This window comes from Tunturiibacter gelidiferens (assembly GCF_014201335.1).
GTDB lineage: Bacteria > Acidobacteriota > Terriglobia > Terriglobales > Acidobacteriaceae > Edaphobacter > Edaphobacter lichenicola_E.
Genome location: NZ_JACHEB010000004.1, coordinates 35,171 through 52,400, shown reverse-complemented (window position 1 = coordinate 52,400; position 17,230 = coordinate 35,171). Strand labels below are relative to the sequence as shown.

Annotated in this window: 16 protein-coding genes; 7 read left to right on the top strand and 9 right to left on the bottom strand. The window is 57.6% G+C overall.

The window, feature by feature from the left end:
* Positions 1-10: 10 nt before the first annotated feature.
* Positions 11-1,309 (bottom strand): DUF3999 family protein, encoded by a 1,299-nt coding sequence (locus HDF14_RS27175; RefSeq protein ID WP_183975690.1) that lies wholly within the window; start codon positions 1,307-1,309, stop codon positions 11-13.
* Positions 1,306-3,207 carry a DUF2339 domain-containing protein gene (locus HDF14_RS09035; RefSeq protein WP_183975689.1) on the bottom strand — a complete coding sequence of 634 codons (1,902 nt, stop codon included), beginning with the start codon at positions 3,205-3,207 and terminating at the stop codon, positions 1,306-1,308. Before HDF14_RS09035 ends, HDF14_RS27175 begins: the two co-directional genes overlap by 4 nt.
* A gap of 85 nt (positions 3,208-3,292) precedes the next feature.
* On the opposite strand from HDF14_RS09035, the gene HDF14_RS09030 reads away from it, so the two are divergent.
* The 3 genes from HDF14_RS09030 to HDF14_RS09020 are packed head-to-tail and all read left to right on the top strand — an operon-like array spanning position 3,293 to position 5,800.
* A complete protein-coding gene (locus HDF14_RS09030) occupies positions 3,293-4,003 on the top strand; it encodes an Hpt domain-containing response regulator (protein WP_183975688.1) in 711 nt (236 codons plus the stop codon).
* A 36-nt stretch (positions 4,004-4,039) separates the two neighbouring features.
* Positions 4,040-4,747 carry a response regulator gene (locus HDF14_RS09025; RefSeq protein WP_183975687.1) on the top strand — a complete coding sequence of 236 codons (708 nt, stop codon included), beginning with the start codon at positions 4,040-4,042 and terminating at the stop codon, positions 4,745-4,747.
* A gap of 42 nt (positions 4,748-4,789) precedes the next feature.
* Positions 4,790-5,800, top strand: coding sequence for a YpdA family putative bacillithiol disulfide reductase (locus HDF14_RS09020; protein ID WP_183975686.1), 1,011 nt, complete (start codon positions 4,790-4,792; stop codon positions 5,798-5,800).
* Between the two features lie 13 nt (positions 5,801-5,813).
* Here HDF14_RS09020 and HDF14_RS09015 read toward each other — a convergent pair whose 3' ends face one another.
* The 3 genes from HDF14_RS09015 to HDF14_RS09005 form a co-directional block, all read right to left on the bottom strand.
* Entirely contained in the window at positions 5,814-6,698 is an 885-nt protein-coding gene (locus HDF14_RS09015; RefSeq protein ID WP_183975685.1) for an ABC transporter permease, read from the bottom strand.
* Positions 6,699-6,731: 33 nt separating this feature from the next.
* Positions 6,732-7,673 carry an ABC transporter ATP-binding protein gene (locus tag HDF14_RS09010; RefSeq protein WP_183975684.1) on the bottom strand — a complete coding sequence of 314 codons (942 nt, stop codon included), beginning with the start codon at positions 7,671-7,673 and terminating at the stop codon, positions 6,732-6,734.
* A 117-nt stretch (positions 7,674-7,790) separates the two neighbouring features.
* Positions 7,791-8,828: a zinc-dependent alcohol dehydrogenase family protein gene (locus tag HDF14_RS09005; protein ID WP_183975683.1), complete on the bottom strand. Its 1,038-nt coding sequence runs from the start codon at positions 8,826-8,828 to the stop codon at positions 7,791-7,793.
* Between the two features lie 20 nt (positions 8,829-8,848).
* On the opposite strand from HDF14_RS09005, the gene HDF14_RS09000 reads away from it, so the two are divergent.
* Positions 8,849-9,181 carry a hypothetical protein gene (locus HDF14_RS09000; RefSeq protein ID WP_260698149.1) on the top strand — a complete coding sequence of 111 codons (333 nt, stop codon included), beginning with the start codon at positions 8,849-8,851 and terminating at the stop codon, positions 9,179-9,181.
* 147 nt (positions 9,182-9,328) lie between these two features.
* Here HDF14_RS09000 and HDF14_RS08995 read toward each other — a convergent pair whose 3' ends face one another.
* Complete coding sequence (locus tag HDF14_RS08995) at positions 9,329-10,909, bottom strand: OmpA family protein (RefSeq protein ID WP_183975680.1); 1,581 nt, start codon at positions 10,907-10,909, stop codon at positions 9,329-9,331.
* A gap of 244 nt (positions 10,910-11,153) precedes the next feature.
* Complete coding sequence (locus tag HDF14_RS08990; protein ID WP_183975678.1) at positions 11,154-11,891, bottom strand: GvpL/GvpF family gas vesicle protein; 738 nt, start codon at positions 11,889-11,891, stop codon at positions 11,154-11,156.
* A 545-nt stretch (positions 11,892-12,436) separates the two neighbouring features.
* Between HDF14_RS08990 and HDF14_RS08985 the strand changes: the two genes are divergently transcribed.
* Entirely contained in the window at positions 12,437-13,633 is a 1,197-nt protein-coding gene (locus HDF14_RS08985) for a DUF481 domain-containing protein (protein ID WP_183975676.1), read from the top strand.
* 66 nt (positions 13,634-13,699) lie between these two features.
* Here HDF14_RS08985 and HDF14_RS08980 read toward each other — a convergent pair whose 3' ends face one another.
* Positions 13,700-14,257, bottom strand: coding sequence for a c-type cytochrome (locus tag HDF14_RS08980; protein ID WP_183975674.1), 558 nt, complete (start codon positions 14,255-14,257; stop codon positions 13,700-13,702).
* A 141-nt stretch (positions 14,258-14,398) separates the two neighbouring features.
* Here HDF14_RS08980 and HDF14_RS08975 point away from each other — a divergent pair, with 141 nt between their 5' ends.
* Together HDF14_RS08975 and HDF14_RS08970 are read left to right on the top strand one after the other, a co-directional pair.
* The gene (locus HDF14_RS08975) at positions 14,399-15,133 is read left to right on the top strand and encodes an outer membrane beta-barrel protein (protein WP_183975672.1); all 735 of its coding nucleotides are present in this window, start codon (positions 14,399-14,401) and stop codon (positions 15,131-15,133) included.
* A gap of 165 nt (positions 15,134-15,298) precedes the next feature.
* Positions 15,299-16,822 carry a fumarate hydratase gene (locus tag HDF14_RS08970; RefSeq protein WP_183975670.1) on the top strand — a complete coding sequence of 508 codons (1,524 nt, stop codon included), beginning with the start codon at positions 15,299-15,301 and terminating at the stop codon, positions 16,820-16,822.
* A gap of 15 nt (positions 16,823-16,837) precedes the next feature.
* Here HDF14_RS08970 and HDF14_RS08965 read toward each other — a convergent pair whose 3' ends face one another.
* Positions 16,838-17,026, bottom strand: a complete 189-nt coding sequence (locus HDF14_RS08965; RefSeq protein ID WP_183975668.1) for a hypothetical protein — start codon at positions 17,024-17,026, stop codon at positions 16,838-16,840.
* Positions 17,027-17,230: the final 204 nt, after the last annotated feature.

Genomic DNA, 17,230 nt, shown 5'->3' with positions numbered 1-17,230 from the left:
AAGGCTCCGATTAGTGGTGGACTGTCTTTGACGAGCGGATGGCGATGATAGCGAGGATGCAGATCACGATGAGAAGCGCGACCCAAAGTAGGTGGGGATGGCGGTCGGTGAGAGGGCGTGCGTCGGGGCGATCTCGATAGGCAGGGTTGAGTTGCTCAGGGTTTAGTTTGGCAGTGTGAAACTCGCTGGACGGAGAGAAGAGGCGGGTGTAGTCGTATTGGGGTGCGGTGAGGGCGGCGTCTCCGTAGAAGAGGGTGAGCGGCTGAGCGGCGGGGGCATCGAAACAGATCTTGCGTTGGCGTGCCTCGAGGCGGATCGCGGTGATGGGGAGCGGTGTATCGTCACCATTGTTCACTGCGACTTCGACTGTCGCAGCGCTCTGCATATTGGAGCCTAGCGTTGCCGGGACACTGAGTCGTTCCTGTCGAATCTCGCGACCTGCCTGGGTGAGGTGAACGCGGAGGATGGTGCCGGCGAGAGTTTCGCCGAGCGAGTCTGCCGGGTTCGCTGTGGCGATGGGGTGGTCGGAGATGCTGACATCGCGGCTGAAGTTAGCTTTGAAGTTCGGAGCAAGAGCGAAGGAGATGCGTTCGATGGGAATGCGTTCCGGAAGACTGAAGGTGGATATGCTTTGGCGACCGCGTTGTGTGATGGAAGTAGCTTCGGCTGCTGTGGTGTAGAGAGACTGTGCTTCGCGACTGGGGGGGACGGTGACGGACTGCACCATCTTTTGCAGCGCCTGGGGCGAGGTGTCTAAAGTGTGTGTGCCGGTTGCCGGAGAGATGGCCAGCTCGATGTGGACGTAAGGGAGACTGGTCTCCTGCAGGTGAATGGTGGTGCTACGGGAGAGGCGCTGTGAGGTGAGATCGAAGAGGGTGAACTCTCCGAGACGGGTCTGGTTTGCGTAGGTGGGGTCGCGGGTGCCGGAGACCGTAGCGGTGGCGATGAAGTCTTGAGCGGGCAGGTCGAGGATGAGCTCGGTGTAGGGGCGATTCGGCATCTCGAGATCGAAGACGATGTTGCGACCGCGAAGGCCGAGATTGCGGATGGTGGCGGTGTCACTGTCGGGCTGCTGGGGTTCGCTTAGCGTGATGGCGTAGGGAATTTCACGGTTGTCCTGATAAAGGCGGAGATCTTTGAGCGACGGGGCGGCGTGGGGGAAGAGAGCGGGATCGAGCACCGCGCAGCTTTGACCGGGACCTGTCGGTAGGGTGATGGTTCGCTGGTAGCGGAAGTAGTGAGGATCGGCCGGCTCTGGAGTTGTGATTGTCTGCCAGAGAAGGAGGGTCAGAAAAATCGCTGACTTCACTGATCGACTCCTTCCTGTGTGTGCGGTGCTCGAACCGGGGTTGGAAGGCGGAGGGCAAGCCAGTCTTTCTGGTAGGCGAAGCTGATGGCCATCAATAGGGCTCCAAGGCCGAGGAAGCTGAGGACACGATAGCCCTGGCTAAGATTGCGCAGGTCATAGAGGAAGGTTTTGCCGATGGTAAAGACCAACAGGAGGAGAGCCTGCCAGCGGATGAAGGCGGACCGTTTCCAGAAGCCCAGGGCCAGTAATGCGGCTCCGTAGAGCATGAGGAAGGCGGACATAGCGAGAGCTTTCTGGAGATCAGCCTCGGGGTTGGCGACAGAGACGCTCCATGCAGAGTCGAGCTCGCGGAGACACGACAGGATGGCAATGAAATTGAAGGCTGCTATGGAGGACCCTGCGATGAGCAGCCAGCTTGGGAAGGATCCCTCGTGATGCTTGTCAAGATGAAGGGGGCGGTGGGCGACGAAAGCGGAGATGCCGAGAGCGGCGAGGCCGAAGAGCGCAGTCGCGAAACGAAGATTGAAGAAGGCGATGGCTATTCGTTCGTTGAGCCAGAAAGGTTCGACGAGGAGGCCGCAGACTCCTAGTACGAGCGCGGTGGTCGCGAGGCGACGAAGGATGCGTGGGGCCGTGAAGGTGGCGTCGTCTGATGTTGGGCGTGTGAGACGAGCCGCGACCCACAGGAGAGCCGCGCCCTCAGCGAGCCAGCCTACGATAATCCAGCGGCCGCTTGCCTTGAGGGGAATGGCGATTGTGAGGAAGACGATAGCGAGGGAGAGATGGACGGCTGAGGTAACGCGAGGCTGGGGCAGTCGCATCAATCCGAGATAGAGGGCGGAGAAGATAACTGCGAGCCAGGGGAGGAGATCGTGATTGCCTGTGTCCTGCAGGACCGCGTAGAACGCCAGAGCAGCGAAGACGGCGTTGGCTAAGGGGAGCAGGATTTCGGTAATCGGAGAGGATATACGTTTTTCGTTTTGCGGGTTGCGAATGGATGGAATCAGGAACGTGACGAAATACAGCGCGATGAAGATCGTTGTGGTGGCGAGCGGCTTTGGCGTGTTGTAGCCGTTGAACCATTCCACGTACCACGCGATGAAGAAGGCAACGGTGGCGGGAAAAACTCCGATGAGAAGGCGCGACCAGGGTTTAAGACGTACGAGGCAGACCGTGGCGATATCGATGGCGAGGATATAGGTGAAGAGAAAGACTTCATGGTTGCCGCCGGTGGAGAGGAGCAATGGGGTTGCGAAAGCTCCGACGAGCGCGTAGACGGCGAGGATCTGGCTGTTTTGTGACCAGGCCATGTAGGCGTTCCATGCCGTGACCAGGATCATGGTTGGAAGAGCTACGGCGGCGGGGAGCAGATGGTAGAGCTGAAAGGCAGCCCAGAGCGAGAGATAAAGGGCTCCGCTGCCAATGGCCTTCAGCGAGAAGGAGAATGCGTTGAAGCCTTGACGGCGGAAGCGCTCGGACCAGAGGACGACCGCTGCGCCTGCGGCCAGGCCGGCGAGAATGCGGCCAATGGGCCCGATCCAGTGGTTGTCGATGGCCCACTTGAGAAAGAGGGTAGTCGCGATGAGCAGCGCCAGAATGCCGATGCGGCTGAAGAGTTGAGAGCCAATGCGGTTCTCAAGCGCGCCGCTCGATTTAGGAAGATTTTGCGTGAAGTTCGGTAGGAGGTTTCCTGTGGATGTTCCGACAGGGGCAGGTGGCGGTGGGGTAGAGAGTTTGCGCGCTTTGAAAGAGGGGGTGGAGCGCAGTTCTGCCAGTTGCTGCTCCAGATTCTGGACGCGGAGGGACAGGGCGGCGAGGGTCGCGGCCATCTTGGCTTGCTCGGTGGGCTCCTTTGGGCGGTCCTGATGCTGCTCGTCCTGCATATCCTCCGAAGCCATGGCAACTACTTTACCGCTATCGCGTACGGGATTGGTACTGGAGTCTGTCAGTTGATACTCTTTGCGCTGAGGATGAGGGACAGGGATGGCCGTTCGGATCTTGATTGTGGATGATGATGAGTTGAGTCGGGAGGTGCTTTCCCTGCTGGCAACGGGCGCTGGGTACGAGGTAGAGGCGGCGGACTCGGGCGATGCTGCGCTGGAGCAGGTGCAGCGCGTGCGTCCGGAGGTGGTGCTGACGGATATACAGATGCCCGGGATTGCAGGGGATGAACTCGCTCGGCAGCTGCGCAGTCTGTGTGGAGCTGGGACTATGCTGCTGGCAATGAGTGGAAGTGAACTGGAGGAGGGAGTGGGGCGGGGGTTCAATGGGTTTCTGCTGAAACCTTTTACGATGGAGACGCTGACAGCTACGATTTCCAGTGGTTTAATTCGAGTGGAAGATAGACCGGCCGACGCGGACGATGTTGTGCTGGATGAGGGTGTGTACGCGAAGCTCGCGGGATCGATGAGGGAATCGCAGTTGGAAGAGTTGTATGCGCTTTGCCGTAAAGATGCGCAGGTAAGGGTTGAACGGATGAAGGAGGCAGCATCTGTGGGCGACGATGCCACCTATAGAAAAGAGGCACATGCGCTCAAAGGGGGGTGCGGAATGGTGGGGGCTGTTGAGCTGCAAAGACTTGCAACGTCAATGGAGGAGCGGGGTTTGCGTGATGACGATGTAGCTACGTTGAAGGAATTCGTGGCCGCGTCGGAACGGCTGCGGCGTATTCTGATCGCACGCGAAAGCAACTAAAGTAGGATCAACGAGTTGTCGGGAGATAATGCCACGATGAAGGAATCGATAAAGAAATCTGACGATGCAGTAGTCGCAGCGACACCGATCCGTATCGTTGTTGCCGATGATCATCCGGTAGTGCGCTTCGGCGTGAAGAACATGCTGGAGAACGAAGTAGGCTTCGAGGTAGTAGGCGAGGCAGAAGATGGCGATGTGGCGATTACGCAGACGCTGGAGCTGGAGCCGGATATTCTCTTGCTCGATCTGCAGATGCCGCGACTGCCTGGGCTCGAGGCGCTGCGAGCGATTATGAGCAAGTCGCCACGTGTGAAGATCATTATGCTTACGAGTACGATCTCGACGCAGCAGATTATCGAAGCATTGCAGATTGGGGCTCGCGGGATTGTGCTGAAGGATGCTGTTGCGGGCGATCTTTCTCGCTCGCTGCGGGCGGTGCTTTCTGGTGACTACTGGATCGGCGGAGAGCGCGTTGCGAACCTTGTGGCGGCACTGAACGAGCTAATGAAGAAGGCCGCGGCTGTGCCGGAACGCAAAACGTACGGTTTGACGCCACGGGAACTGGAGGTTGTGACCTGCATCGTGGAAGGCTGCAGCAACAAGGACGTGGCGAAGCAGTTCACGATCAGCGAAGAGACTGTGAAGCGGCATCTTTCGAATATCTTCGACAAGACCGGCGTTTCTACGCGGTTGGAGCTGGCGTTGTTTGCGATTGCCCACAAACTGGTGGTACTGGATAACTAGCGATAAGAGTGGCTGGTCGCGAGGCTTCAGTAAAATGAAGAAATGAGCGACGGCGCGAATTCGAAGATTGTAGATTTGCTGGTGATTGGCGCGGGACCGACGGGTATGGCTTGCGCGATTGAGGCGCAACGAGCCGGTTTTACAGCGATGATGGTCGATAAAGGCTGCCTATGTAATTCGCTGTTTCATTACCCAGCACATATGACCTTTTTTACGACGCCGGAACTGCTGGAGATCGGGGATATGCCCTTCTCCAGCCCGAATCAGAAGCCCAATCGCAGTGAGGCGCTCGAATACTATCGCAAGGTCGCCGAGTTCTACAGGCTGGACGTTCGGCAGTATGAGAATGTCGAGCGGGTGGATGGTCGCGATGAAAATTTTACGGTTCATACGGTGGATCAGTTTGGACGGCCGATACAGCATCGTGCGCGGAAGCTCGTGATCGCGACCGGATACTACGATCTTCCGAATTACCTTGGAATTCCGGGTGAGGATCTTGGCAAGGTGAAGCACTACTATCATGAGCCGCACCCCTACTATGGGCTCGAGGTGCTGGTGATCGGAGGCAAAAACTCCGCGGCGATTGCGGCGCTCGACTTGTGGCGGCATGGCGCGAAGGTGACCCTCGTGCATCGGGGCAAGGAGATCTCAAAGAGCGTAAAGTACTGGATTTTGCCCGATATCAACAACCGGATTAAGAACGGTGAGGTGAATGCCTATTTTGATAGCGCCGTGACCAACATCACAGAAGATGACGTTACGATTGCTACTCGAAGGGGGAAGATAACGATTGCAAATCAATTTGTGTTTGCGTTGACGGGATATCATCCGGACTTCGATTTCATTGAACGACTTGGGCTGAAGTTGGATAAGGCGAATGACCGCTGCCCGGTGTGCAATCCGGCGACGCTGGAGAGTAATGTTCCGGGCATTTATGCGGCTGGAGTGATTGTGGCTGGAGAACGGACGAGCGAAATCTTCATCGAAAATGGACGCTTTCACGGCAAGTTGATCGCGGCAGATCTGCGACGCAAGCTAGAAGCGGTGGCTTAGGATATTTGGTGGCTTAGCCGATGACGCGGCGGAGAAATCCTCTGATCCCCAGCGTCGTGAGGAGGCATAGCGAGACCAGGAGCATGCCGACGATGATGTAAGGATTCATGTGAGGCAGCGTTGGCGTGAGCGATGCGCGGAGGCCTTCGGTCATGTAGACGATGGGGTTGATAAGAACGCCGATCTGGAGCCAACGAATGTGAGTCAGCGCGGCCCAGGGGTAGTAGACACAGCCCAGGAACGTGATCGGGATGACGACTACGCCGAAGATGAGGCCGATCTGTTGCGGTTTGACGCTGGTACCGATGGTGAGACCGAGCGCACCGGCAGTGAGGCTGGCGAGGGCGACGATGAGAATGAGAAACGGCCAGCTGCTGACATGAGTAGTGGGATGCGTGGCCGGAACGTAGTAAGCCAGCGGGTAGACGATGCAGGCGGCGATGACGCTTTGCACGGCTGAAAAACAGATTTTTTCGATCGCTACGAACGGTACGGGTAGCGGGCACATCACGCGATCGTCGATCTCGCGTGTGATGCCGAACTCTTGCGCGAGAGGAAGGGCAACGGCTGCGATGCCGGAGAACATGATGGCGACGGCCATGAGGCCGGGAAGAAGAACGGTCGAAAATGCGTTGCCGGCCATGGTCGCAGTGGGGTTCATCGCGGCGCCGGCGTTCATGTGTGGGATGACGTAGGTGAAGACAAAGAGAAAAAGTAGAGGGTTCATGCAAACGCGAATTACGAAGGGGAACAGCTCGCGGCGAAGAACGTGCAGATCCCGGCGGAAGAGACCAACGAAGGCGCGTCCGTATTGCGTCAGCTTCGAACTTTGAGCGGCGCGGATCTTCGGGCGGTTCAGCGGCGTGCTGGTATTTGCGGCTTCTGCCAGTTGAGTCATAGATCTCTCTCGATTTCTCGATGCCGCCCTGCGCTATTCGCGGAGGTCGCGGCCGGTGAGACGGATGAAGACGGTCTCGAGGCTGGTTTCTGTGATGGTGAGGTCGCGGAGGCCGTAGGGGTCCGCTTCGCGAACGACGTCGGAGAGAAGGCCTTCTGCGCCGTGTGCGAGGACGCGGACGCCCTTGGCGGTGGGCTCTGCGCTGGCTACTCCGGCGAGTCGCTGAAGCTGCTGAACGAGGGTCGGGATATTGTCTTGGCTGCGGAGGAAGAGCTCGTACACTTTTTGCGCTCCTACGGAGCCTTTGAGTGCGGTGGGGGTGTCCTGGACGAGGATCTTGCCGTGATCGATGATGGCGACGCGGTCGCAGAGTTCATCGGCCTCCTCCATGTAATGGGTGGTGAGGACGACGGTGATTCCCTCTTCGCGTAGATTACGAACGGCGTCCCACATGGCGATGCGGCTTTGCGGATCGAGGCCTGCGCTGGGCTCGTCTAAGAAAAGAACTTTGGGGTGGTGAGCGATGGCTCGGGCTATCTGAACTCGTTGAGCGAGGCCGCCGGAGAGCTGGGCGGGATAGGCACCAGCGCGTTCGGTGAGGTGGAACTGCGCGAGGAGTTGGTTGGTGCGGTCGTCAGCCTCGGCGCGGGAGAAACCAAAGTAGAGGCAGTGAAAGTTGATGTTTTCAAAGATCGTGCAGGCGCGGTCGAGGGTGTTGTACTGCGGCACGACACCGATGAAGCGACGGGCGACTGCTGGGGTCTGGACGACGTCGATTCCTGCGATGCGGACGCGACCCGAGGTGGGCAGAGCGCGGGTGGTGCAGATACTGATGGTGGTGGTTTTTCCGGCGCCGTTGGGGCCGAGAAGACCGAAGAGCTCACCCTCGCGCACGCTGAGGTCGATACCGTCGACGGCGACGACTCGCTGCCTGCCGTCATAGATTTTCTGGAGGCCTTCGATCTCGACTATCACTGAGCTTCACTCCTGCGGCGCTTCTGCGATTATATGCAACGTGATGGCGCGATCCGGATCGTCCAGTCGCTGACTGTTTCGCGTCGTCAATATGTTGCATCCAGAAGTTGCCAGCGCCTACTGTTGGGGCGTGACGCGGATGACGATTTTGCCGAAGTGCGAGGCGGATTCCATGTGGGCAAACGCCTCGGCGGATTGCTCGAAGTCGAAGACTTTGTCGACCACCGGGTGCAGACGGGCCTGTGCGATGGCTGCGTTCATCTGCACGAACATCGCGCGGGAGCCGACGTAGATGCCCTGCACGCGCAGTTGCTTGTGCAGGATGGGGGTAAGAGCGACTGGGTCTGTGGTGGAACCGCCCGAGAGGATGCCTATCTGCGCAATGGTTCCACCGACGCGGGCTGCACGTAGAGATTGTCCGAAGGTGCCGGCGCCACCCACTTCGATGATGCGGTCTGCCCCTTTATTTGCAGTAGTCTCGGAGACCCATTTGGACCAGTCGGGGCGCTGTTTGTAGTTGCACCCTTCGTCGAGACCGAGAGAGCGGGCACGGGATAATTTTTCTTCGCTGGAGGAGGTGCCGAGAACGCGGGCTCCGAGAAGTTTTCCGAATTGCAGCGCGAAGATGGAGACACCGCCAGTGCCCTGAATGACGACCGTTGCGCCGGGTTCAATTGGATTGGCGGGATCTCCGGCGTGATGTAGTGCGTTCCACGCAGTGACGCCGGCGCACGGCAGAGTCGCGGCTTCGTCGTAGGACAAGTGTTCAGGGAAGCTAATGACTCCCTGTTCGTGAAGCAAAGCGTATTCGGTGAGCATGCCGTCTACGTCGCCGCCAAGTGCGTCTTTTGATTTTTCGGCGGTCGGCGGGCCGTCGAGCCAGCGCTGCATGAAGATGCCGCAGACGCGGTCGCCAACTTTGACTCGTGTGACGCCTTCGCCGATGGCGACGACCTCTCCCGCACCATCGGAACAGGGGATGCGTGGGAGAGCCATCTTTGGGTTGTAGAGGCCCTTAACCACCATCAGGTCGCGATAGTTGAGAGAGACCGCGTGAACCTTGATCAGGACCTTGCCCGGCTCTGCTTGTGGCGTAGGCAGATCGATGGGACGGAGGTGGTCAATGCCGAATTTCTGGACTGGGTATGCGTGCATGGTTCCTCTGATGCATTTGGATGTTGATTGATTCGGAAGATACGGGCAGGCTAAAGCGGCGAAACTATTTATATATTGATATACCGCAGCGTAGAATGAACATTATGTCGCGAGGATGGGAGAGTAAATCCGTGGAAGAACAGCAAAATCAGGCTGCCGCTCCGAAGCCTGTCACCGCAAATGACAATGCCGAGGTGGCAGAACGTAAACGAAAGCGACAGGCGCTGGAACTTCAGCGGGAACGTATCCTTTCGGAGCGGACTTCAAGCCCGCACCGGCGATCCGCTCTTACCGTTGCGCTTGCCGATATCGAAGAGAAGCTCTCGGAACTTGGTTGGTCAATCCACATGTAGAGTTTTGACTGCTGTGACGAGTGGTAAGCTGGTGGTTCAGCCGCGACTGCGCCGTGGCGTTGAGCGGCTTGTTTGAGTGTCGACATTTTGGGCTGGCAAAACGAAGGGCCGTTACGAGCGGCCCTTCTTGCTTTTCAACAGAGAAGTTTACTGAGGAGTTGCCGGAGCGGGCGTGGCATCAGGGCTGCTTTGTTCTACTCCGATGGCGTCTCCCGAGACGACAAGGTTGACCCGACGGTTTTGGGATCGACCCTGTGCAGTCGCATTGTCCGCTACAGGTTTGGCCTTGCCATAACCTGTGGCCGAGATGTTATCCGGCTGTACTCCCTGTGTGACCAGAAAATCGCGGACGGCGTCGGCGCGGTTTTCGGAGAGCTTCTGGTTGTATGCATCGCTACCGACGCTGTCGGTGTAACCCTCAACCTGGACCTTTAGACCGGGATAGGCCTGCAGAATTCCTGAGACCTTCGCCAGACTGATCTGCGTGTTGGGCTTGAGGGTGTACCGGCCTGTATCGAAGAGGACGTCGGACATGTTGACGATGAGGCCGCGCGCCGATTCGCTGGTGGCAAGGACGCTATTGAGTTGAGAACGCAGCTTCTCGCGAACGGCGTTTGCGTCTGTTGCGCTCTTGTTGGCGGCGGCGGCGCGGGCTTGCGCTTCGGCAGCGGCGGCTTCCGCACGAGCGCGGTCTGCGTCCGCTTCAGCCTGGGCGGCACGGGCGCGTTCAGCTTCAAGTTGAGACTGCTGAGCCTGTAGCTGCGACTGCTGTGCTGCGGCCTCGGCATCACGCTTAGCGTTGTCGGCGTTCAACTGACGCTCCGCTGCCTGCTTGCGTAGAGTGACGAGACGGGCGTCTTCGGCACGCTGCACGGCCTGGCGGGCAAAAGTGATCTCCAGCCTTCGATCGGCTTTTTTATTCTGATCGATGTCGGTGGCGTTACGAAGATCCTGCTTTGCCTCCGCCATGATATCGGCAGCGTACTTGTCGGCGCCGGCATCCTGTGCGATGCGGATGGCGTTGTTGGCCTGATAGAGCTCTAGCGGAGACTTTTCATTCCGGGTGATGGGGTTGAGGTTCGAGGTAGAACCTTCGGTCTGCGCGTACGAGCCGCGCGCCAGCAGAGAGTAGTGTGCGTTAACTTTTTCCAGCACGCCTGTGGTCTTGTCGTTGATAATTACGTTTTGCAGCACCACAACATCGCTCGGCTGGGTTACGGAGAAGTAGGGCTCCGCGGTGACGATCATTCCAAAGGACTGCAGCGCGGTCGTAACTTCGATGTTGTTTTTATTGTTCGAGGGGAGAACCTCGCCCAGATTATTGGGGCGACCGTCTGGAGTAATTGCCCATAGGACGTAGGTCAGGTACTCGGGACCGAAACCGTTGGCTGGAGTAAGACCCTGAAATCGGGCTTCAATATGGATTCCGCCGCGTTCACTGGTGACCTTCGCCTGACCTTTGGCGAGCGGAAGGAGCGCAGTGCCCTTGAACCCAATATTGGTCGAACCGCTGCGATGTAGGTAGTTGACGGCGTCGAGGTCGCGCTGAACCACCTTCACGCGATAGATATAGATTCCGTTGTCCTGTTTCTTGATCTCATTTGAGTCTTGAGCGGGAACCGTCTGGGCGGTGGGGTTCGGCTCCTGGGCGTGTAACGTTACCGATGTCGATCCGCAAAGTCCGGCAGAAACCAATAGGGCAGTAAAGAGGTTCTTGTTGCGATTCATTCACGATCTCCTTGCCGTACAGAGCTTATGGCGCAGGCGCGCAAAACTTTGCTTACGCTTGGCGGTTATATCATGCGATGCGGCGGCGGAAGCAAAGGGTGTCCAGAAGGCTATTGCTTGAGATGGCGCGCTCGGCTTCTTAATGAACGATAAGACGCTGAAAAGATTAGGCTTGCTGGGATGAACAAAGAAAACGGCGACTCTTCGATGGAGGAAGGGTCGCCGTTTTCTTAAGTGCCTTTTTTTATGCGCTGTGCTGATGCTGCGGCGTGGTGCGATGCACGAAGTGATACGGTGGCCAGGGGCCAGAGAGCTGCATGCGGCAGTCCTTGAGCTCAAGCGTGGCTGAGGTGTACTTGTTCTGATACCGTTCCACGGTCTTATTGTCGATCAAGTGGGCGATGTCGAGAAGCATTTTGCCGGTATCCATGCGTTTGCAGGTGATCTCTTCAGCCAGAGGCAGAAACATGCGATGCATCTGGATGGAGAGCGCGCGGGCCTTGGACTGACGCTCGCGTTGACGGCTGGCGCTCTCGCGCAGGCTGGTCAGATACTGCTGACCCACTGTCATGTCGCGTGCGGCGTTACCGGGGCAGATATCGTCGACCAGGACCTTGAGGTGCATCTCGGCCTTGCCGCGGAGACGCTCGACATTGGCCTGGAAGTGACGCTGGTTGGAGCGAACGGAGCGGCGCAGGGCGTCGTCATCCTGAAAAGTCGTGCCAAAACGGAAGGGTAGGACGGTGGAAAGTTTGAAACAGTCTGCGACAACGCGGGCGTGGTCTTTGGCGGCCTGCTGGTCGAGCCGGGCAGTGTCTTCGGGGCTGTGCTCGGAGACGATGACCGCCAAGTCGCTGGCAGGAAAGAGAAACGTTTGATTACCGAAGAGCCCCGACACGTTGGTCAGGGGCATCGGGCGGCGGTGGCGGCAAAGTTCTGGAAATGCTTGTCTCTCTGCGACGCAATACGCGTACCATGCCATAATTTATATCCTTCCGAGCACGCTGAGGGGTCTAACTGCCCCATCAGGAAGTTGGTTATGTAACTCAAACCGATACGAAAATTTTGAGGGAACTCTTCATTTCAATAGGTTTCTTGGCCCTGAGAAGTATGCCATTTGTCGCAAACTCCGCCGAACCGAAACGGATAGTATGCCTATTGAAGTACGATTGGCAACACTTTCTTCTCCGAGGAGGTGCACTATTTTCTGTGCGAGAGGTTTCTCGTGAAGCTTCACTTCGCCAGGTTTGACGAGTGGTCGCACCAATCGGGTCAGCCCGAAGAGACGCGGATCGTGGAGTTTACAGTCAGAGGTCTACTCGGTTGGCTTTTTTCTGACCTGGCGAGATCGGCACTGTGGTGGGGCAGGAGGAGTCGGTGCGACGCAGCAATCGGCCTGGCAGACAGACTCTTCGGGGTCTGAAAAACCCGAAGAGACGCAACACTTTTCAATGACACGAACAACCGGTTGCAATATTTACCTCGGAAGTTCCTCGACTTCCCCACAGGCTAGGCTATTTTTAACGGATGAGCCCAAACTACGAAACTACCCCTGGCAGCAGGCGCGGTAAGTGGCACAGTCTGTTTGTCTTGAGCCTGATCACCGGCACCCTGTTACACGTGGCACCGCAGGCATGGGCCCAGAGCCCTGCGGCCAAACCGAGTCCCGATGTCATCGTGTTTACCAATGGCGATCAGTTGACGGGCACGCTGGAGCGAGCGACCGGCGACTCCTTCGTTTTTAAGAGCGACGTGGTTGGCGAGATCACTGTGACTGCGGACAAGATCAAGGAGCTGCACACCGCGGGGAAGTTCGTCGCGTTGAGGAACGGTGAAGAGGTCACCCGCACCTCCAAGAAGCCGGCAACGATTACCTATCAGGACAGCGTGATCGCCCTGTCGGATGATACCTCTTCCAGCACCGTTGAAACGGTTCCGGTGAAGGATCTTGCCGCCCTCATCGATGACGCGACTTACACCAAGGAGGTTTCCGGAAATCCGGGAATTTTCCAGGACTGGACAGGAGGAGTGACCGGGGGAGTGACGTTGGTCGAATCGACGAACACGGGAGAGACGTTCACTGCGGCACTCAACCTGATACGGCTCGTTCCTTCCGTTTCGTTTCTGCCGCCACGGACCCGCGACACTATCGATGTGCTGGAGACCTACGGCAAATTGACTCAGCCCACGGTTCCGCAAACGAACCCTCCGACGCCGGACTCCGTAGCGAAGACCAATATCTTCCACGCAGACGCTGAGCACGATAAGTACTTCACGCCGCGGCTTTACGGGTTGGTAGGGCTATCGTACGATCACAACTTCGCGCAAGGACTGAACCTGCAACAGATCTACGGCGCTGGTATCGGCTATACGGTGATCAAAACACCGGTTCAGGAGTTCGATGTGAAGGCCGATATTCACTATGAACGACAGAACTTCGTGCCTCCTACGACGAGCAACGATCTGATTGGATCGAGTTTCTCAGAGCTGTATCATCGCAATCTGCCGCACAAGATACTGTTCACAGAGTCCGGGACGTTTATCCCGGCATGGAACGATCCCAGCATCTATTCCGCTATCTTTGAGGCTGGATTGCTGCTGCCCACGTACAAACGCTTCAGCCTCAATCTCGATCTGCAGGATAACTATCTGAGCAATCCGGCGTTTGGGTATAAGAACAACAGCTTCCAATTCGTGACCGGTGTGACTTACACGCTGAAGTAGCGTGGCTGCATGGGCGCGAGACGTTTCGCGCCCATGCGCTGGACCCTTAGTGCGTGTGAATGTTGTTTAAGGAGTCGGCGAGTCGAGGATCTGGGCGACTGGGCCGGGCAGCTCTTTGTCAGCGTTTTTGAGAAGCAGGCTGACCTGCCACATTTGAGTGTCGGAGAGCACGTGCTTGTACGACGGCATGCCGGAGAGACGGATGCCGTTGGCCACCTTCCAGTACGTCTCCCCGGGTTCGTCATCGCTGACGCCGACGACGTCGCTATTTTTGTGCTTTTTCCAGAGCTGCGGCGCGGTGGGGAACATTGCCTTGGCGAACGGTACATCGCGGCCGGGAGTGCCGTGGCAGCTGGCACATTGAGCGCGATAGATGTGTGCTCCCGATTCGAAGACATCTTCGCTGATACCGAATGGAGCGGCCTTGGACTCGCGCTCGATGCGTGCATCCAGAGGGAGCCCGACGATCTGCTTTTCGAAGGGGAGCGGCGCGTCGGCAACGGCGACCGGTAGCGGGCCGAACTTGAGATAGGCAAAAAGTCCCAGGGCGACGGTCACGATTCCCAGCAGAAAACCGAGAAAGACCTTGCCAAAACCGCCGCCGCTGCTGCTTTTTTTCGCCATCTTGAGGAAACTCCTTCGGGGTGAGGGCCGCTTTGAGGCGCGGCGGATGTTCTAATAAGGGGATGGCCGCAGTTGGGTTTCCAGCCAGCAGGTCTTAAGTTCCACAATAGCAAAGCCAAGCTTGTGCAGGAGTAATCGTTGATGTTCGGTTTCAGGTCGAGTGTAAAGAAGGTTGCAGGATTGTTGCTGGCGGGGTTGATGGCCAGCGGGGCAGTTGCTGTACAGGCACAGGTAACGCATAGGACGCGACGGGAGTCGAGCGCCAATCGCAAGGCCCGCATCGCGAGGACGACAGCAGAGACGTACGACCATCGATATGAAGTCGCTGGGGGTGGCGGCTACATGCGGTTCAAGTCTGGCTCATTACTGCAGAGGAACAATGAGGTCACGTTTTGGATGACGGGGACATACTTCCTCAATCCGAAGCTGGGTATTATCGGCGAGGTTCGCGGCGCGTATGGAAACGCGAAGATCGCGAATAATCTTGGCTCGCCCGTTACCCTTCCCTTCAATCCGCAGATCTCGCAGTATCCATTCCTGGGCGGAGTGGCATATCGGGTGTACGCGAAAGAGAAGATCGCGGTGACGGTGACCGGCGAGGGCGGAGCTGCACTGGGCAAGTTTGACGGTGACGCCAAAGGCTTTCAGTCGAAAGATATCGGGGTGTGGCAGGACGCGACCAAGCCTGCCTTCGCCCTGGGCGCCAACTTCGACTACAACTTCTACCCGAATATCGCGTTCCGAGTTTCTCCGACGTACCTGGCGACTTTCTTTCGGCTCGATCCGTTGGATCTGACGCATGGGCCGCAGAGCACGATCCAGAACAACTTTGGCGTCAACGTCGGTATTGTGTATCGGTTCGGAAAGATCAAGTAAGAGGTCGTTGATTTTTGGGACGGGTGTGGCGAGAGATCTCGCTGCACCCGTTTTGTTTTGGGCTGAGTTGATCTTGGGTCATGAGTTCACGAAGGTTCCCTCAGGCCAGAGATGCTGAAGCGCAAGTAAAATACTGTAGCGGAATCATCGTGGAGGCAGTTTGTAATGGCGACGATCAAGCAGGACGACTTTATCCGGAGTGTGGCCGATGCGCTGCAGTACATCAGCTTTTATCACCCGGTGGACTACATTACGAACCTGGCACGAGCCTACGAGATGGAAGAGAGCCACGCCGCTAAAGATGCGATGGCGCAGATTTTGATCAACTCCCGCATGTGCGCCGAGGGTCATCGGCCAATCTGTCAGGACACGGGAATTGTGACGGCGTTTGTGAAGGTGGGGATGGATGTCCGCTGGGAACCTGGCATCGGTGGCATGATGACGATGCAGGAGATGGTCGATGAAGGCGTGCGCGAAGCTTGGCGGAATGCTGACAACGTGTTGCGGCCGAGCATCCTTGAAGACCCGGCCTTTACGCGGAGAAATACGGGGGACAATACCCCGGCGATGGTGGTGGTGGAGCTGGTGGGAGGCGGGGATGTTGACGTAACGGTTGCCTCGAAGGGCGGAGGCTCGGAGGCGAAGAGCAAGTTTGCGATGCTCAATCCGTCCGACTCGTTGGTGGACTGGGTGCTGAAGACAGTGCCGACGATGGGTGCGGGTTGGTGTCCACCGGGGATGCTCGGGATCGGAATTGGAGGGACTGCGGAGAAGGCGATGGTGATGGCGAAAGAGTCGCTGATGGACCCGATCGATATGCAGGAGTTGATCGCTCGGGGGGCCAAGACGAAGATCGAAGAGCTGCGAATTGAGCTGTATCACAAGGTCAATCGGTTGGGGATCGGCGCGCAGGGGCTGGGCGGCCTGACGACTGTGCTGGATGTGAAGATCATGGATTTTCCAACGCACGCGGCGAACCTGCCAGTGGCGATGATTCCAAACTGCGCGGCGACACGGCATCTCCACTTCAAGCTGGATGGAAGCGGGCCGGTGATGGTAGATCCGCCGAAACTGGATGCGTGGCCGAAGCTCGAGTATGACGTCCATACGGCACGGCGGGTCGATCTAAATACCGTTACGCATGAGGATGTGAAGAGATGGAAGCCCGGCGAGGTCATTCTACTGTCAGGCAAGCTGTTGACCGGACGCGATGCTGCCCACAAACGAATGACTGACATGCTGACGCGAGGCGAAAAGCTGCCCGTCAATTTCAAGAACAGGTTCATCTACTACGTTGGGCCGGTGGAGGCTGTGCGTGACGAAGCCGTTGGGCCTGCGGGGCCGACGACAGCGACGCGCATGGACAAGTTCACACGGCAGATGCTGGCTGAGACCGGCTTGTTGGGCATGATCGGCAAAGCAGAACGTGGCCCTGCTGGAATCGATGCTATTCGCGAGTTCGAGTCGGTGTATCTGATTGCAATCGGTGGCGCGGCGTATCTGGTCTCGAAAGCGATCAAGAGCTCGAAGGTGCTGGCGTTCGCGGACCTCGGAATGGAAGCGATCTACGAGTTCGAAGTTCAGGACATGCCTGTGACCGTGGCCGTCGACACCAAGGGGACCAGCGTGCATACGACAGGTCCCGAGGAGTGGTCACGTAGAATAGCGGGGATTCCAATCCTGCAGTAAAGTGCGAATCTCCTCTTAGTGCCGTATCGCAGCAACAGTGGATGACTTCCTGATCTTCTTATTCTCGATCGTTTCCTTTTCCATGCGACGTTGTGCGAGGAAGCGGCCACACGGTGGGCAGATAAAGTTCAGGAATGGCGCCCAAGCGAACAAGAGCCCGATGATGGCGACAGTAATGATGATGGCGATGATTTCGTCAGACATGTGACTTCTCCAGGGCCTCTCGCGAGAGGCGGTTTAGGGAATGGGAGGCATGGCTCCTCGCTGATGAGCAAAGCCTGCAAAGCATCACAATTGACTCGGATAGGTGTTGTTCGCTGGAGACGATTCGATCCGAGAACAAGGCCCGGTCGTGCGTCGAGCGGAGGGCGCTCCAACACCAGCAGTATGCCACAGGCCCGAGATCCA

Coding starts and splice junctions, on each gene's coding strand:
- HDF14_RS09025 (WP_183975687.1), top strand. CDS start 4,040: ATGAAGGAATCGATAAAGAAATCTGACGATGCAGTAGTCGCAGCGACA.
- HDF14_RS09030 (WP_183975688.1), top strand. CDS start 3,293: ATGGCCGTTCGGATCTTGATTGTGGATGATGATGAGTTGAGTCGGGAG.
- HDF14_RS09035 (WP_183975689.1), bottom strand. CDS start 3,207: ATGGCTTCGGAGGATATGCAGGACGAGCAGCATCAGGACCGCCCAAAG.
- HDF14_RS08980 (WP_183975674.1), bottom strand. CDS start 14,257: ATGGCGAAAAAAAGCAGCAGCGGCGGCGGTTTTGGCAAGGTCTTTCTC.
- HDF14_RS09000 (WP_260698149.1), top strand. CDS start 8,849: ATGTTGATTGATTCGGAAGATACGGGCAGGCTAAAGCGGCGAAACTAT.
- HDF14_RS08975 (WP_183975672.1), top strand. CDS start 14,399: ATGTTCGGTTTCAGGTCGAGTGTAAAGAAGGTTGCAGGATTGTTGCTG.
- HDF14_RS08990 (WP_183975678.1), bottom strand. CDS start 11,891: ATGGCATGGTACGCGTATTGCGTCGCAGAGAGACAAGCATTTCCAGAA.
- HDF14_RS08965 (WP_183975668.1), bottom strand. CDS start 17,026: ATGTCTGACGAAATCATCGCCATCATCATTACTGTCGCCATCATCGGG.
- HDF14_RS09020 (WP_183975686.1), top strand. CDS start 4,790: ATGAGCGACGGCGCGAATTCGAAGATTGTAGATTTGCTGGTGATTGGC.
- HDF14_RS08995 (WP_183975680.1), bottom strand. CDS start 10,909: ATGAATCGCAACAAGAACCTCTTTACTGCCCTATTGGTTTCTGCCGGA.
- HDF14_RS08970 (WP_183975670.1), top strand. CDS start 15,299: ATGGCGACGATCAAGCAGGACGACTTTATCCGGAGTGTGGCCGATGCG.
- HDF14_RS09015 (WP_183975685.1), bottom strand. CDS start 6,698: ATGACTCAACTGGCAGAAGCCGCAAATACCAGCACGCCGCTGAACCGC.
- HDF14_RS08985 (WP_183975676.1), top strand. CDS start 12,437: ATGAGCCCAAACTACGAAACTACCCCTGGCAGCAGGCGCGGTAAGTGG.
- HDF14_RS09005 (WP_183975683.1), bottom strand. CDS start 8,828: ATGCACGCATACCCAGTCCAGAAATTCGGCATTGACCACCTCCGTCCC.